We start from the raw sequence: 14,740 nt of genomic DNA, 5'->3' as shown, positions 1-14,740 counted from the left end.
CGGGAACCGGTCAGCTCGCGTGGCGTTCCGGGACGACCCAGAGGCGCTGCACCGCGGGGAATTCCGTGGTGTCGGCGCTGGGGTCGACCTCGACCTCGGGATCGAACTCCGGATACCAACGCGTCATACCCGCAAGGGAATTCGCCGAAGCGGGAATGTCGAGTTGCAGCTCGATGGTGTCGGTGAACGGGTCGATCACCGCGGCGTGGCGGGCCGGCTCCGGCGCCGCGTGGCGCGGGCGAAACCGTAGTCGATCGATGAAGTCATCGACGGAGGTGTATCCGGCCTCGTAGATCTCGGCCAGCAATCGTTCGGCGGGCGACGGGGCGTGGGATCCGCGCATACTGTCCCTCGATTTATCGATGTTTCACACTACGGTGTTTTTCAGGGGCGATGGGGGCTGTCGGGGACGCAGCCCCCATCTGACCTGATGTTGCGACAGCGGGACGCTGTGGGCATGGCGACCCGCTCTGCAAGCCCCGAGCTATCGAGGCAGGTCGAGCCTAAGCCACTTCGTGGCAACCGCACGGCATTTCGGGGGAAACTTCACTGATTCGCAGACGCGAAATTCGTTGCGCCAGGCCGTACCAGACGGTCGTATTGAATCGCCCACCACACCTGTGCGCCGGTGTGGGCCCGGCGCAGATCGCACCCGGTCAGCTCCTCGAATCGAGCGATGCGATAGCGGACCGTATTGGGATGCACGATCAGTCGCTGGGCGGTCGCCTCGATGCGCATACCGGTATCGAGATATGCGGTGACGGTATCGATCAGCGTCGTCGCCGAGCCGCTGCCGCCCAACGGCGCGAGATAGCGGCGCACGAGTTCGGCGCCCAGTTCGGGATCGGCCGCGACCCCGGGCAGCAGGCCGAGACCGTCGAATTCGCAGGTGCCGGTATGGCCGAGCGCGGCCGCGGTGGCCAGCGCGCGGCCCGCCAGCCGAAACGAGCGCGGGGCCTCGGCGAGCGGGCGCGGCGGCCCGAACGCCAGTAGTGCGGTACCCGGGATGTGGATCCTGCGATCGGTGAACCCGGCGTAATCCCCGTCGATCACGGTGCGGAAGGCGTAGTCGGCGCCCTGGGGCCGCAGCAGACGGTCGAATTCTGCCGGCGGTGCGGCATCGGCACGGGCGCGAAACGCCCGGTATTCGGCGTCGGCGCGCAGGCCGTAGCGCTGGATGCCCAACGTCAGTTCGGTGGCCGAGATCGTGCCCGCCAGCACCGCCCGGGTGAATTCCGCGCGCTCGATGCGGTCGTGGCCTGCCCGGGTGCGCTCGACCTCGTGGTGGGCGTCGGAGAAGGAGGTCGCGGCCTCGTCGACCAGGCGCAGCAGGTCCCTGGTGATCTCGAACAGCACCGCGTCGTCGGCGCCGCATTCGGCCGCGACCGCGCTCAAGGTCTCGAGATGCAGCCGTTCGGCCAGGCGCCAGGCTCGCAGCAGCGCTTCCATCGACACGTCCTGAGTGGCGCGGATGCGGCCGTAGTCGGTCATCCGGGTGCCCTCGGGCGGCTCGATATCGGCAGTACCGGCGAGGGAGGCGAACAATCGGTCCATGATCGCCGTCGTCGTCGGGAGCAGATCAGCCGCCTCGATCGTGCGGTAGTCCGGAATCTCGCTGCGGGCCCGGTCGACGATGCGGGCGGCGAGGGCGTCGCGCTCGGCCCGCATCCGCACCAGCAAGCGCTGCCGTGGGGAACTCGGGACCTCGGACGATTCGCTCATGACAGGCCCGAGGATACGACCCGCCTTTGGAGAAACCAACAAAACGCGGGCCCCCGAACTTCGACACGGACTCCATGGCCGCCCAGCCTGTGGCGTACGACACTCAACGGTGTCCACCCGCCGCAGCGAAGCGAAGGCAGAAAGCAGAGAGCGCATGTATCTCACTCAGGGCCTGCACCGGGCCGTCCAGCAGAACCCCGACGGGGTCATGTCGATCTGCGGCGATCGCACCCGCACCTTCGCCGAGGGCGCCGATCGGGTGGCGCGGCTCGCCGCGGCGTTGCGGCTGCTGGGCGTCGGCGAGGGCGATCGGGTCGCGATTCTGGCGCTCAACAGCGATCGGTATCTGGAGTACGTGCTGGCGGTGCCGTGGGCCGGGGCAGCGCTGAACCCGGTCAACATTCGCTGGAGTCCGGCCGAGATCGCCTATTCGCTCGAGGATTCCGAGACCGCGGTCCTGCTGGTCGACGATGTCTTCGCCGCGATGGTGCCGGCGCTGCGGGCGGCCGCGCCGGTGCTGCGCACCGTGATCCACTGCGGTGACGGTCCCGTGCCCGACGGCATGCTGTCGTATGAGGAACTGATCGCGGGCGCGGATCCTGTCGAGGACGCTCGCCGCGGTGGTGACGCCCCGGCCGGAATCTTCTATACCGGCGGCACCACCGGTCACCCCAAGGGCGTGGTGCTCAGCCATGCCGGGTTGCAGCTCTCGGGCCTGGGCAGCCTGTCGACCGGATATCTGGCCCAGCCCGGCGCCCGCTATCTGCATGCCGCGCCGATGTTCCATCTGGCCGATCTGGCCGGCTGTGTCACCCAGATCATGATGGGTGGCGCCCAGGTGATGGTTCCGGCCTTCGATCCCGTCGCGGTGATGACAGCGATTGCCGATCACCAGGTGACGGATACGCTGCTGGTGCCGGTGATGATCCAGATGATCGTCGACCACCCGCGGGTGAGCGAGTTCGATCTGTCCAGTGTGCGCGGCATCGTGTACGGGGCCTCGCCGATCGCGCAGGCCGTGCTCGAGCGCGCCATGCGCGCGTTCCCGCAGGCGCGTTTCGCCCAGGCCTACGGAATGACCGAATTATCGCCCGTGGCAACGCTGCTCGGCCCCGACGACCACCTGGCGGGACGGTTGCGTTCGGCGGGCCGCGCGGCTCCGCACGCCGAGGTGCGCATCGCCGATGCCGAGGACAACGAGGTGCCGCGCGGTACCGTCGGCGAGATCCTGGTGCGCGGCGGCCATGTGATGCTCGGGTACTGGAACCGGCCCGAGGAGACCGCGGCGGCGCTACGGGGCGGCTGGATGCACACCGGCGACGGCGGCTATATGGACGACGAGGGGTATGTCTACATCGTCGACCGGATGAAGGACATGATCGTCAGCGGTGGCGAGAACGTGTATTCCGCGGAGGTGGAGAACGCGGTCTCCGCACATCCGTCGGTGGCGGCGTGCGCGGTGATCGGTGTCCCGGACGAGGAGTGGGGCGAGCGGGTGCACGCGGTGATCGTGTGCCATGCCGGCGTCACCGTCACCGTCGAGGAGATCCGCGACCACGCCAAGCAGTTGATCGCCGGCTACAAGGCCCCGCGCACGATCGAGCTGGTCGACGCTCTGCCGGTTTCCGGTGCGGGCAAGATCCTCAAACGTGAACTGCGCACGCAGTATTGGGGCGATGCGGAGCGGCAGGTCCACTGATCGCGTCAGCGCAGGAGGCCGGCCAGGTGTGGTAGCGCTTCGACGGGGTGGGCGGCGGTGATTCCGGCGGCGATCTCGCGGAATTCCCAGCCGTCGCGCTCGCGGCGGAACACTCCCACCACCATGCCGGTATGGCTGCCGGCGCCGAGTTCGCGATCGGCGATCACGGTCCCGTCGGCGCCGGTGACGCGGCAGCGCGCGTTGTCGATATCGGCGAAGGTCTGTCCGCTGTAGCAGGTGACGACCACGGCGACGGTGGTGATCTCGGGGCGCACCCGGGTCAGGTCGAGGGTGATGATCTCGTCGTCGCCCTCGTCTTCGCCGTTGACGCTGTCGCCGAGCAGCCGCACCGCACCGTCGGCGGAGATCAGCTGCTGGTGATACACCACCTCCACCGGGTCGTCGCCGGCCAGGAGGACGGCGGCGGCGTTGAGGTCGATCGCGGTGCGGCGGGCGCCGAACCAGCGTCGGCCGTGGGCGGGGTCCCACCCCAGGCCGACGGTCGCGAATTCCACCGGATCCGTAGCGCCTCGCGGTTGTTCTCTGGACATCAGCCGCACCTCCCCGCCGAGCGGTGCGACGTCGGTGCGCACCGGCTTCTCGCGGTAATTATGGACCGTCGAGTGCGCGACCGTGACCGGCGGCAAGGACCGGTAGCTGTAGCTGACTCGAAAGGCTTCGGCCACTGAATAATTCAGCCGAGTGGCCGATCGGTGGGCAGGTTGACGTAACTGGGTGCGTTCGGATCCAGGCGCAGATGCTGGGGCTTGAGCTCGGAATCGTTGAGCATCGGGCGGAACGGCATGGCCTTGGGCGCGTTGGACGCGAACAGATCGATCCGCAGCCGATGTCCGATCTGGAGCCGCGCCTGGGTCGGGATCACCGCGATGTCGAGGCCCACCGGTTCGCCGGGTGTCACCGGCTGCCGCGCCGCGGCGGTGAGGAGATGGAACGGAACGGTGTAGTCGCCGTTGGCGGATCGGGAGCTGCGGGCATCGTCGACGGCGCGCATGGAGACGGTGAGCTGGCCGGTGGTCAGAGCCGTGGAGGTGCCGTCGGGCGCGACGTCGTTGACGGTGGCGCTCCAGAATCCGTCGGTGGCGTCCTGCACCGTCTCGAGGTGGATGTCGATCGGCCCGGAGATGGCGGTCGGCGCGGACACCGGGGCGCTGGTGAAGGTCAGCGCATCGTGTTCGGCCACTCGGGAGTCCTTGGCGCAGGTGTCGAGCATCGCGGCCGAACCGGCCGATCCCTGGGCCGCGTCCCGTGAGCAGAGGGTCGCCAGTCCCGGCGCCACGGTGAGTGTGGAGACCTCGGCCGGCGGATGGGCGCTCAACGAGCCGTCGTGCACCGCCGCATCGGTGGTTCCGCTGGGCGCGGCCGTCAGGTAGATCCGGCGGTGGTCGGCTCCGGGCTGCGGATACTGCGGCAGTGTCACCCAGCCGCCGCCCTGTTCCTTCAGCACGATGGGGCCGTAGCCGTCGATACCGTTGTCGATGTCCTTGAGCCACTTGTCGAACCACGCTCGCTGCAGCACCTCGAGCCGCGGCGGGGCCCCGGGTACCCCGGTGCCGGCGCCGGGATTGGCGTGATAGGTGTCGCCGACCACGAGTTGCTTGCGCCCGGCCGGCAGCGGAATGGCCTGATAGATCTTGGTGGCGCTGTTGGCGAAGATGTCGTGCCAGCCGCCGTAGACGAAGGTGGGCACGGTGACTCGTTCCGGATGGCCAGTGAGGGCCTGGCGGAAATCGCTGCCGGAGTCGAGCGCCTCCGACAGGGCGGGCGGCATATCGTCCATCGACGGCGTCAGCAGCGCCTGCGCGAGCAGGTCGACATTGGTGGCCGGATCCGCCACCCGGGCGGCGAGCCATTTCCAGTCGAAGGTTCCGGCGAAGATCGACTTCAGGTCGGGGATCAGCTTGAGCTGATTGACCGTCTGGAGCCACATCGGCAGGAAGGTGGTGCCGACGCCGCCGCCCGGCGCCACCACATCGCGCATGAGATCGCTGCCGGGGACGACCGGGAAGATCGCGCGCAGCGCCGCCGGGGCGTCCTCCGCCGCGCGCAGCTGGTTGATGGCCGCGTACGAGCCGCCGCTCATCGCCACCTTGCCGTTCGAGAACGGTTGCGCCGCAGCCCAATCGATCACCTCGCGGGTATCGAGCTGTTCCCGCGCGCCCAGGGTCTCCCAGTTGCCCTGGGACTGTCCGGTGCCGCGCACATCGGCGACCACCAGCGTGTAGCCGCTGCGGATCAGATTGCGGTCCAGGCCGAGGACGGTCGGCACGGTACCGCCGTCGAGGGCGTGCAGCAGATCGCCGAAGCTGCTGATCGGGGTGCCGGAGAGGTTGATCTGCCGCACCAGCGACATCACCAGCGGCTGCAGTTCCGGATTCTCCACCGCCGAGCCGACCAGATCGGTCATCAGTTTGGTGTAGGGCGTGAGATTGACGATGGTCGGCAGTGGCTGGGCGACCACGGCGCCGGAAGCGTCGACCGGTCGGTAGACGTCGGCCTTCAGCATCACTCCGTCGCTCATCCGGATCGCCACATCGGAATCCACGTGGACGTCCGGATATTGCTGCGGGCCGTCGTGTACGGCGGTCCACTGGTCCTCCCGGCCGGCGAGGCTGGGGGCGCCGGAGTGCGGTAGGCCACCGAAAAGCGCGGTGGCGGTCGCGGAAATCCCCACTGCCGCAACGGCAATCAGGGTTCGGACGGGCACGACGGGTTTGCGCGATCGCAGCTGCCCGAACATCACGCCCCTTCTCGGTTGAGTTTTCGCGCACGACTGGGCCGGTCATCGACGATAGCAATGCGCTACCGAGAAAGCCGGTAGCGCGGCCCTGGTGTCGCGCGCGGAACTCAGTCGCCGAGCCGGACCGGGAACTGCGCCAGATCGTTCTGCGTCAGCACGGGAAGGTTGTGAATCTCCTCCACGGGTACGGCCAAGGACAGCTGCGGGAATCGTTCGAACAGCGCGGGCAGCGCGATCGAGGCTTCCAGCCGGGCGAGCGCGGCTCCCGGGCAGATGTGCGGGCCGTGACCGAAACTGATGTGCCGCTTGGCCGTCGGCCGGGTGATGTCGAATTCGCCGGCGTCGGCGCCGTGCACCGTGGTGTCGCGGCCGATGGCCCGATACGACATGACCACCCCCTCGCCGCGTTCGATGACGGTGTCGCCGACGGTGATGTCCTCGGTCGCGAACCGCATCAGCAGATGTGTCACCGGGCCGTCCCAGCGCAGCGTCTCCTCGATCGCGGTCTCCCAGTCGATCTGCCCCGACCGGACCAGCGCGAACTGTTCCGGATGGGTGAGCAGGGCGCGCACGGTGGTGAGGATCAGCGACACCGTGGTTTCGTGCCCGGCGGCGACCAGTGCCTGCAGATTGCCGACCACCTCGGCCTCGCTGAGCGGTTCGCCGCCGTCGGTGGCGAGGATCAGTGCGCTGGTCAGGTCGTCGGCCGGGGCGGCGGACTTCTTGCGCACCATCTCGCTGAAGTACTCGCCCATCCGCTCGATCACCGCGAGCCGCTCGTCCTGCGGGGTGAGCAGGGAGAAGAACGCCTTGTACCAGTCGAGCAGCATCGGATGGTCGGCGTGGTCGACGCCCATGAGCTCGCTGATCACGCGCATCGGCAGCGGATAGGCGAAGACCGATTTCAGATCGACCGTGCCGTCGCCGGAGGCGGCGGCCAGATCGTCGAGCAGTGCGGCGACCGTCGATTCGATGAACGGGCGCAGGGCGGTCAGGCGACGCGCGGTGAGTGCCTGGGTGGTCTTGATCCGCAGGCGGCGGTGTTCGGGGCCGTCGACGGTGAACATCGACACGCCGACATCGATCATGCCGATCAGCGGCCACTGCCGGGTGACCACGCCGTCGCGCCACAACGACCAGGAGTTGATGTCCTTGACCAGTCGCGGGTCGATGAGCAGCTGCCGGGCCAGGGTGTGTCCGGTGACGGTCCAGGCCGGGACGCCCAGCAGTTCGATGCGGGTCAGCTGTCCGGCATCGCGTAATCGGGCGGTCTCACCGGCGAGGTCGCCGACCATCGGATCGATCACGAGCGGTGCGGCATGCGGGCAACTGGCAGTCACGGGGTACCTCCCACGGTACGAACGGGTGTGAAGGTGACCGGCAGCGACGTCATTCCGCGCAGGAACGGCGACGGCCGGCGGGTCAGTTCGGTGGCGGCGACGGCGAGGTCGAGATCCGGCAGCCGATCGAGCAGCACTTCGATCCCGGTGCGCGCGATGATCTCCGCGATCTGCTGCGCCGGGAAGGGGCAGCGGTATTCGCCGTAGCTGAATGCGAAATGCGCGCTGTTGCCGCTGTGCGCGGGCGCCAGCGAATCGGAAAGATCTTGGCGCACATGCGGATCGGCGTTCGCACCGGCCAGGCCGAGCAGCAGCATATCGCCGCGCCGGATGGTCTTGTCGGCCAGCCGGGTGTCGCGCGAGGCCCAGCGCCCGGCCAGGATCTGGGTGGGGGTGTCCTCCCACAGCACCTCGTTCATCGCCTGGCCGATGCTGTGGCGGCCGCCGCCGAGCGCGGCGGCGAAACGGTCGTCGGTGAGCATCAGCCGCACCGAATTCCCCAGCCAGTCGCTGGTCGGCAGCTGGCCCGCGGCGGTGACGGCCATCAGGTCCAGGGCGTATTCCTCGTCGCTGAACGGTTGCGGCGAATGCAGCATCCGCGAGGTCAGATCGTTGCCCGGGCGCGACTTCTTCATCGCGACGAGTCGCTGCATATGGTCGGCGAACCGGCCGTAGGCCGCCTGCGCCTCGGCGCCGCCGTCGGCCAGTGTCTTCATCGTCCAGGCCAGATCCGCGCCCTGGTCGTCGGGGAATCCGATCACCCACGCCAAGGCCAGTACCGGCAGCGGTTCGGCGTATTCCGCGATCAGATCGGCGTGGCCGCGCCCGCAGAAGTGGTCGATCAGCCGATCCGCCAAATCCTCGCAGGCCCTGCGCAATCCGAACGGGTCGACCTGTTCGAGCGCGGGTTCGACCATGGCCAGATGCCGCCGATGTTCGGCTCCGGCGGTGAAATAGATCGAGGGCATCGGACGGCCGACCATCGGCAGCAGCGGCCAGTCCTCCGGGATGTTCGGCCACTGGTTCCAGCACGCCACGTCGCGCGGGAACAGTTCCGCATCGCTGGTGACCTGGTGCACTTCGCGATAGCCGATCACCAGCCAGGCCGGAATCCCGCCGGGCAGTTCCACCGAGACCACCGGCCCGTGGGCCCGGCGCATCTCCCGGTACACCTCGTGCGGGTCGGTGTGAAAACGCGGACCGCTCAACGGAACCGGATCGGTGGGCGAGACCGGGCAACCGCCGGTGGTGAGGCCGGGCTGCGGCGCGTTCATCGAGCGGATCCCTGGGCGGCGGCCCGCAGACCGGCGGCGTGCAGATGTTCGACGAGGGCGATCAGCACCCGCTTACCCGAATCCCGCGAGCGCGCATCGCATGCCACCATCGGCACGTGTGGATCCAGATCCAGTGCCGCGCGCAGTTGGGTGTCGTCGTGGCCCGTGGGCCCGAAGATGTTGCACGCCACCACGAACGGTGTCTGCTGATGTTCGAGCCGATCGATGGCGTACCAGGAATCGGTGATCCGGCGCGGATCGACCAGCACGATCGCGCCCAGCGCGCCGGTGAACAGCCGGTCCCACAGAAACCAGAAGCGCTCCTGTCCGGGAGCTCCGAACAGATACAGGACGTGTTCGGCGTCGATGGTGATGCGGCCGAAGTCGAAGGCGACCGTGGTGGTGGATTTGGCCGGTGCTCCGGTGGGATCGTCGATGCCGACGCCCAGCGAGGTCATCGTCGCTTCGGTGTCGAGCGGCCGGATCTCGCTGACCGCGCGGACCATGGTGGTCTTGCCGACGCCGAAACCGCCGACGATGACGACCTTGAGCCCGTGCCGGGCGGTATCGGCCAGCGGGGCCTGGGCCCGGGCGGGACGGTCGCCGAATCCGGTGCGGAGGGGATCAGAGGTTGCGGAGTCCAACGAGCACCTTCTCCAGTATTTCGGTGTCGGGCAAAGCTTTCCACGGCTCCCACGCGGGGGCGGAACGCGGGTGGCGCACGGTGATCTTGCCGGCGTCGAGCAGGTCGGCCAGCAGAACCATCGTGATGCCGACCGGCAGCCGCAGTTCGGCGGCGATCTCGACCACGGCCGTCGGCGCCCGGCAGATCTCGAGGATCGCGACCTGTTCGGACTGCATTCCGGGGATTGGAGCCGATTCGGCCACCACGAGCGTCACCAGATCGAAGGCGTCGGTATCGGGATGGCTGCGGCCGCCGGTGAGGGTGTAGAGCCGGTCCGGGGTGTCGTCACGGCCCGGCCTGGTCATCGCGGCCGCCTCACGGGCGCGGGCCGCGCGGCGCGGCGGACAGGTGTTCGCCGAGCTGTTCGACCAGTTCGCTCATGTTGTGGCCGACCAGCCCAGCATCGGCCTCGGCATCGGCGACGACCGCGATGTGGGCTCCCAGCCCGGCTTCGACGATGAACAGGATGCCGCCGTAGAACTCCGTCATCGACTGCCGCACGCCACTGCGCCCGTCGCCGAATTCGACCGAGGCGCCGTGCGAGAGACTCTGGATACCGGCCGCGATCGCGGCCAGCTGATCGGCCTTGTCCACCGACAGTTCCGGTGTGTGGCAGATCTTGAGACCGTCGCTGGACAGCAGCAGGGCGTGCCGGCTGTGCGGGGTGCGGGCCAGCAGCTGGTCGAGTAGCCAATCCAGGTGTGCCGGTACGGAAGTGGTCACCGATCGTTCTCCAGGGCAATCGAAGGGGAAGGGGAATCCGGGGCCGAGACCGCACGCTGGAAGGCGCCCAGGGCCGAGGGGCGCGCCGGCGGATAGGCGGAATTCTCGGCGGCGGTGCTGCGCAGGCCGTCGGGATGCACGGCGGCGAGGGTGCTGCCGCGGCGGCGCTTCGGCAGTGGCTCGGCCGACCGTTCGAGGGGTGGAACCGATTGGGCGGCAGGCTGTTCCGTGTTCGGCGCGGACGGGGTCGGTTCGCGGTCGTCGGTCAGCGGCGGTCCGAACGGACCGGCCGGAAGGGCGGCCGGGGTGACCGATCGCGCCGCGGGCGGCAGTTCGATCGTCGCGGTGGAGCCGGGGGAGCGGTCCAGGCGCGTGGTCAGATCGCGCGGAACGACCACGACGACCGCCGTGCCGCCGATCGCCGACGGGCGGTACGACACGGTCAGCGCGTGTTTGCGGGCCAGATTGCCGACCACGGCGAGTCCGAGCCGGGTACCGGTCAGTGAGGACAGATCGGTCTCGGCTCCACGGCCCGCCACGGTGCCCGATACCGCCTGTTCGGCGCGGCGCAGCGCGGTGTCGCTCATCACGAGTCCGCTGTCCTCGATGGTGACGACGACGCCGGCCGGCACTTCGGCGGCATAGACGTGGACTTCGGTCGTGGGCGGGGAAAAGTTGCACGCGTTGTCGATCAGTTCGGCGAGCGCGTGCATGACTCCCTCGGCGGCATGACCGGCGATCGCGATTTCGGCGACCGCACGCAGGCGCACCCGGCGGTAGCCCGCGACGCGCCCCATCGCGCCGCGCAGAATCGATTCCATCGCAATGGGTTTCGCCCACCGGCGGCCCGAGCGGGCGCCGCTGAGCACCGCGATACTGTCGGCCAGGCGTCCGGCCTGTGCGGTGCGGTGGTCGAGGGTCAGCAGATCGGCCAGCACCGACGGATCGGCGTGCCGATGTTCCATCTCGCGCAGTTCGGCCAGCATCGAGGTGGTCATGGCCTGCATGCGCCCGGCCGCACCGGCGAACGCCGCCATCGCGGCCACCCGGCGGTTCTCGCTGCCACTCGCCTCCCGCCCCGCCGCGAACGCGGTGTCGTGCGCGGCGGCCAGGCGCGCCTCGCTCTCGGCGACGTAGGTGGCGGCCGCACGCTCGGCCCGGTGGTTCGCTTCGCGATAGCGAATCGCCTGGGCACGGTACTGCGCGGCGCATCCGGACGTCACGGCGAGGATCAGCCCCGCGGCGCCGGCGGCGATGGCGAATGCCACCCGTCCGGTATCGGGCGCGAACCGGAGTACGGCGAGGCAGGCCACGGCGCCGGTGAGGACGCCGATCGTGGTGGGAAGGAGAAAAGCCGGTAGCCGTCGGCCGTGCGCAGATGGCACAGTTCCCCCACCTTCCGCTGTGCACGGCTGGCTCGAATACGCGGATCGCCAGACGATTTCGAAATTCGCGCACGAGCATAACGCCGACCTCGAGGGTGCGCTACCCGAAGTGTTCGCGCCGACCGGCGGCTTCGAAATGGAAGTTTCACGGTGAGTTTTCGAATTGAAGGAATGTGATTCCGAGAGGTCCGTTGCCGTGAAAACGCTGCTCGGCGACCATGTTCGAAAATACTGGCGAATGCGTCGTGCGCTCGATCGACATGATCACGAACTGAAAACGTTGCGGCGCAGTCTCTTTCGACTGTTTAGTGAACAGCGTTCATTTCACTCTGAGCGGTGCTTTTCTTCGCGGGCCCGGGTGTCCGGTGAGCGGGAGTGCGCGCCGGACCGAAACGTGTTTCAGTTACCGTCCCGGCATGGCCGCAGAACCGAACGACATCATCGATCCGCACCGCTACGGGCCGTGGGCAGTCATCGCCGGCGGTTCGGAGGGGGTCGGCGCGGAGTTCGCCGACCGGCTCGCCGCCGCGGAGATCAACATCGTGCTGGTGGCGCGGCGGGAGGGGCCGCTGGCCGAGACCGCCGAGCGAGTCGCCGCGCGTGGTGTCCAGGTGCGGACACTGGCAGTGGATCTCACCGCGCCGGATGCGGCCGCCCGGGTCGCGACCGCCACCGCCGACGTGGAGGTCGGCCTGCTCGTCTGCAACGCCGGGGCCAATACCCACAGCGCCGAATTCCTCGACGGCGACCTCGAGGCGTTCGCCGCCACGAACGCGCTCAACGTGACCGCGCCGCTGGCGCTGGTCCACCATTTCGGGCGCGGTATGCGTGAGCGGGGCCGCGGCGGCATCGTGCTGGTCGGCTCGCTCACCGGATACTGTGGTTCGGCCCGTCACACCGTCTACGGCGGTTCCAAGGCGTATCTGCGGATCTTCGCCGAGAGCTTGTGGCTGGAACTGCGGGAATACAATGTCGACGTGCTGCATCTGGTGCTCGGGGTGACCCGGACGCCGGCGATGGCACGGGCGGGATTGAATTTCGACATTCCCGGAATGCTCGTGGCCGAACCCGCGGATGTGGCGCGCGAGGGGCTCGAGCAGTTGGCGAACGGGCCGGTGTTCGTCGCGGGCGGCAATGCCGAGACGGCCGCGCGCAGCAGCGGTCCGGATCGGGCGGCGATCGTGCTGGGCGGGCATCGCCGGATGCAGAAGTTGATCGGCGCCGAACCGGATCCGCGATGACCGCGCCGTTGCGACTCGCCCTCTCGTCGCCGATCGTGGTGCGGTTTCCCGGGCAGTATTCGCCGTGGGAGGCCGACGCCGGCATCGAGGAACTCGCCCGCATCGCCGAGGCCGCCGATCGGCTCGGGTTCGACCATCTCACCTGCAGTGAGCACACCGCGGTACCCGCGTCGGTGGCCGCTACCCGGGGCGCGACCTACTGGGATCCGGTGGCCACGCTGTCGTATCTGGCCGCCCGCACGACCCGGATCCGGCTCGCCACCTCGGTGCTGGTGCTGCCCTATCACCACCCCCTCGAGATCGCCAAGCGCTACGGCACCCTGGACCGGATCAGTGGCGGGCGGGTTGTTCTCGGCGTCGGAGTCGGTTCTCTGCGTGCGGAATTCGAGCTGCTGGGCGCGTCCTGGGAGGGGCGCGGAGAGCGGGCCGACGATGCGATCGCCGCGCTGCGTGCCGCGTTCGGCGTGCGCGAACCACGCTATACCGGAACGCATTACAGCTTCTCGGAGATGATCGTCGAACCGGCCGGCCTGCAGGCCCGCGTTCCGATCTGGGTCGGCGGGCGAACCATGCGCTCACTGCGCCGTGCGGTCCGCTTCGGCGACGGATGGATGCCGTTCGGCTTACCGATGGCGGAGCTGAAAACGATGCTCTCACAGGTCGATTCGCCACCGGGCTTCGAGGCCGTACTTCCCACCGGACCGTTGGACCCGCTGGGTGAGCCGGAGCGGGTGACGCGGCGGCTCGCGACCCTGGCGGATGCGGGTGCCACATTGGCCGGATGCGCCGTCACCGCGAACTCGGCCGAACACTACTGCGACCAATTGGCGGCACTGGCCGAACTCGCGAACCGATGAGCCCGATTCGCCGCGCAGGGACCTTGCCGCCGGGCCAGCCGACGGACGCCCGGCAGCCTGAGGGGACCTGAATATTCTGTGACACGACGTCGGCGCGGGACTCGAACCGGTGCGAATGCCGGCGCCGGTACGGAGGAGGACAAGATGGCCGAGATAGAGCTCACCGACATTCTCCGCCGACTGCGGCGGGTCGAGGACGAACTGGCGATCATGCGCCTCATCGCCTCCTACGGGCCGCTGGTCGACGCCGGACAGGCGGAGGCGACGGCCGAATTATGGTGTGCCGACGGCGAATACGACGTCGAAGGCTGGCAGATGCGGGGGCGTGACCAGGTGCGCGCGATGGTGGACTCGGCCGCACATCAGACGCTCATCGCGGCCGGGTCGGCGCACTTCCAAGGCCCGGCGCGCATCGATATCGACGGCGACGAGGCGCTCGCGGTGTTCGAATCGCTGCTGGTACACCGCGAATCGGAGGGTTACCGGGTCCTGCGCGCGAGTGTGCATCGGCTCGAACTCCGCCGCGAATCCGACGGCTGGCGTATCGCTCGCCGCACCGCCCGGCTGCTCGACGGCGGTGATCAGGCGCGGGAACTGTTGTCCACCTTCGCGCCCGACCGCGGGCCTCAGGCGTTGTAGCGGTAGAAGCCCTCACCGCTGGCCAGGCCGAGCTTGCCCTTGTCGATGTATTGCGACTTCAGCCACTGCGCCAGCTTCTGGCCGTCCTCGCCGCTGTTGACCAGGATGTTGTACGGCGTGGTGAGACCGACGATGTCGAGGATCTGGAACGGGCCCGCGGGTGCGCCGGTGCCGATGCGCCACGTCTCGTCGACCGCCTTCGGTTCGGCGTAGCCGCCCGCCGCCAGCGCCATCGCCGAGTTGAGGAACGGCACGAGCAGCGAATTGAGGACGTAACCCGCCTTCTCCTTGTGCAATTCGATCGGGACCATGCCGATGGCCGTGGCGAAGTCGACCACGGCCTGATACACCTTCGGATCGGTGTCCTGGGTGCCCATCACCTCGGCGGTGTTGAACTGCCACACCTGATTCGCGAAG

At 68.7% G+C, this 14,740-nt stretch carries 15 protein-coding genes; 4 read left to right on the top strand and 11 right to left on the bottom strand.

The annotated features are described in order from the left end of the window. Positions 1 to 10: 10 nt before the first annotated feature. Together IRT45_RS18960 and IRT45_RS18955 are read right to left on the bottom strand one after the other, a co-directional pair. A complete protein-coding gene (locus IRT45_RS18960) occupies positions 11 to 343 on the bottom strand; it encodes a hypothetical protein (protein ID WP_194807187.1) in 333 nt (110 codons plus the stop codon). A 203-nt stretch (positions 344 to 546) separates the two neighbouring features. Continuing rightward, positions 547 to 1,722 carry a helix-turn-helix domain-containing protein gene (locus IRT45_RS18955; protein ID WP_228534593.1) on the bottom strand — a complete coding sequence of 392 codons (1,176 nt, stop codon included), beginning with the start codon at positions 1,720 to 1,722 and terminating at the stop codon, positions 547 to 549. 154 nt (positions 1,723 to 1,876) lie between these two features. On the opposite strand from IRT45_RS18955, the gene IRT45_RS18950 reads away from it, so the two are divergent. Next, on the top strand, positions 1,877 to 3,421 hold the full coding sequence (locus IRT45_RS18950; RefSeq protein WP_194807186.1) for a long-chain-fatty-acid--CoA ligase: 1,545 nt from the start codon (positions 1,877 to 1,879) through the stop codon (positions 3,419 to 3,421). Between the two features lie 5 nt (positions 3,422 to 3,426). On the opposite strand, the gene IRT45_RS18945 is transcribed toward IRT45_RS18950, so the two are convergent. The 8 genes from IRT45_RS18945 to IRT45_RS37790 all read right to left on the bottom strand — a co-directional run bounded on the left by IRT45_RS18945 (position 3,427) and on the right by IRT45_RS37790 (position 11,586). Next, positions 3,427 to 4,107, bottom strand: a complete 681-nt coding sequence (locus IRT45_RS18945) for a TerD family protein (RefSeq protein WP_194807185.1) — start codon at positions 4,105 to 4,107, stop codon at positions 3,427 to 3,429. Between the two features lie 8 nt (positions 4,108 to 4,115). Further along, positions 4,116 to 6,179 carry a CocE/NonD family hydrolase gene (locus tag IRT45_RS18940; protein WP_194807184.1) on the bottom strand — a complete coding sequence of 688 codons (2,064 nt, stop codon included), beginning with the start codon at positions 6,177 to 6,179 and terminating at the stop codon, positions 4,116 to 4,118. Between the two features lie 107 nt (positions 6,180 to 6,286). Beyond that, positions 6,287 to 7,519, bottom strand: a complete 1,233-nt coding sequence (locus IRT45_RS18935) for a cytochrome P450 (RefSeq protein WP_309241047.1) — start codon at positions 7,517 to 7,519, stop codon at positions 6,287 to 6,289. Next, positions 7,516 to 8,793 (bottom strand): cytochrome P450, encoded by a 1,278-nt coding sequence (locus IRT45_RS18930; RefSeq protein ID WP_194807183.1) that lies wholly within the window; start codon positions 8,791 to 8,793, stop codon positions 7,516 to 7,518. The genes IRT45_RS18935 and IRT45_RS18930 overlap by 4 nt, the downstream gene beginning before the upstream one ends. After that, entirely contained in the window at positions 8,790 to 9,437 is a 648-nt protein-coding gene (locus tag IRT45_RS18925; RefSeq protein WP_194807182.1) for an ATP/GTP-binding protein, read from the bottom strand. The genes IRT45_RS18930 and IRT45_RS18925 overlap by 4 nt, the downstream gene beginning before the upstream one ends. After that, positions 9,418 to 9,783: a DUF742 domain-containing protein gene (locus IRT45_RS18920; RefSeq protein WP_194807181.1), complete on the bottom strand. Its 366-nt coding sequence runs from the start codon at positions 9,781 to 9,783 to the stop codon at positions 9,418 to 9,420. Before IRT45_RS18920 ends, IRT45_RS18925 begins: the two co-directional genes overlap by 20 nt. Before the next feature lie 10 nt (positions 9,784 to 9,793). Then, positions 9,794 to 10,201, bottom strand: coding sequence for a roadblock/LC7 domain-containing protein (locus IRT45_RS18915; RefSeq protein ID WP_036506268.1), 408 nt, complete (start codon positions 10,199 to 10,201; stop codon positions 9,794 to 9,796). Continuing rightward, positions 10,198 to 11,586, bottom strand: coding sequence for a sensor histidine kinase KdpD (locus IRT45_RS37790; protein WP_194807180.1), 1,389 nt, complete (start codon positions 11,584 to 11,586; stop codon positions 10,198 to 10,200). The genes IRT45_RS18915 and IRT45_RS37790 overlap by 4 nt, the downstream gene beginning before the upstream one ends. Positions 11,587 to 12,023: 437 nt before the next feature. Here IRT45_RS37790 and IRT45_RS18905 point away from each other — a divergent pair, with 437 nt between their 5' ends. From IRT45_RS18905 to IRT45_RS18895, 3 genes are all read left to right on the top strand, one after another. After that, the gene (locus IRT45_RS18905) at positions 12,024 to 12,827 is read left to right on the top strand and encodes an SDR family oxidoreductase (protein ID WP_194807258.1); all 804 of its coding nucleotides are present in this window, start codon (positions 12,024 to 12,026) and stop codon (positions 12,825 to 12,827) included. A gap of 8 nt (positions 12,828 to 12,835) precedes the next feature. After that, positions 12,836 to 13,684 (top strand): TIGR03619 family F420-dependent LLM class oxidoreductase, encoded by an 849-nt coding sequence (locus tag IRT45_RS18900; protein WP_194807257.1) that lies wholly within the window; start codon positions 12,836 to 12,838, stop codon positions 13,682 to 13,684. A 144-nt stretch (positions 13,685 to 13,828) separates the two neighbouring features. Then, positions 13,829 to 14,323, top strand: coding sequence for a nuclear transport factor 2 family protein (locus IRT45_RS18895; RefSeq protein ID WP_194807179.1), 495 nt, complete (start codon positions 13,829 to 13,831; stop codon positions 14,321 to 14,323). Here IRT45_RS18895 and IRT45_RS18890 read toward each other — a convergent pair. Then, on the bottom strand, positions 14,311 to 14,740 hold a 430-nt coding region (locus IRT45_RS18890), incomplete at its 5' end, for a 3-hydroxyacyl-CoA dehydrogenase family protein (protein ID WP_228534591.1). The genes IRT45_RS18895 and IRT45_RS18890 overlap by 13 nt on opposite strands.

Origin of the sequence: Nocardia sp. BSTN01 (assembly GCF_015354405.1) — a bacterium.
In the GTDB taxonomy this organism is placed as follows: domain Bacteria; phylum Actinomycetota; class Actinomycetes; order Mycobacteriales; family Mycobacteriaceae; genus Nocardia.
Note: the sequence above shows the minus strand (reverse complement) of the source record. Positions and strands in the feature narration are given on the sequence as shown.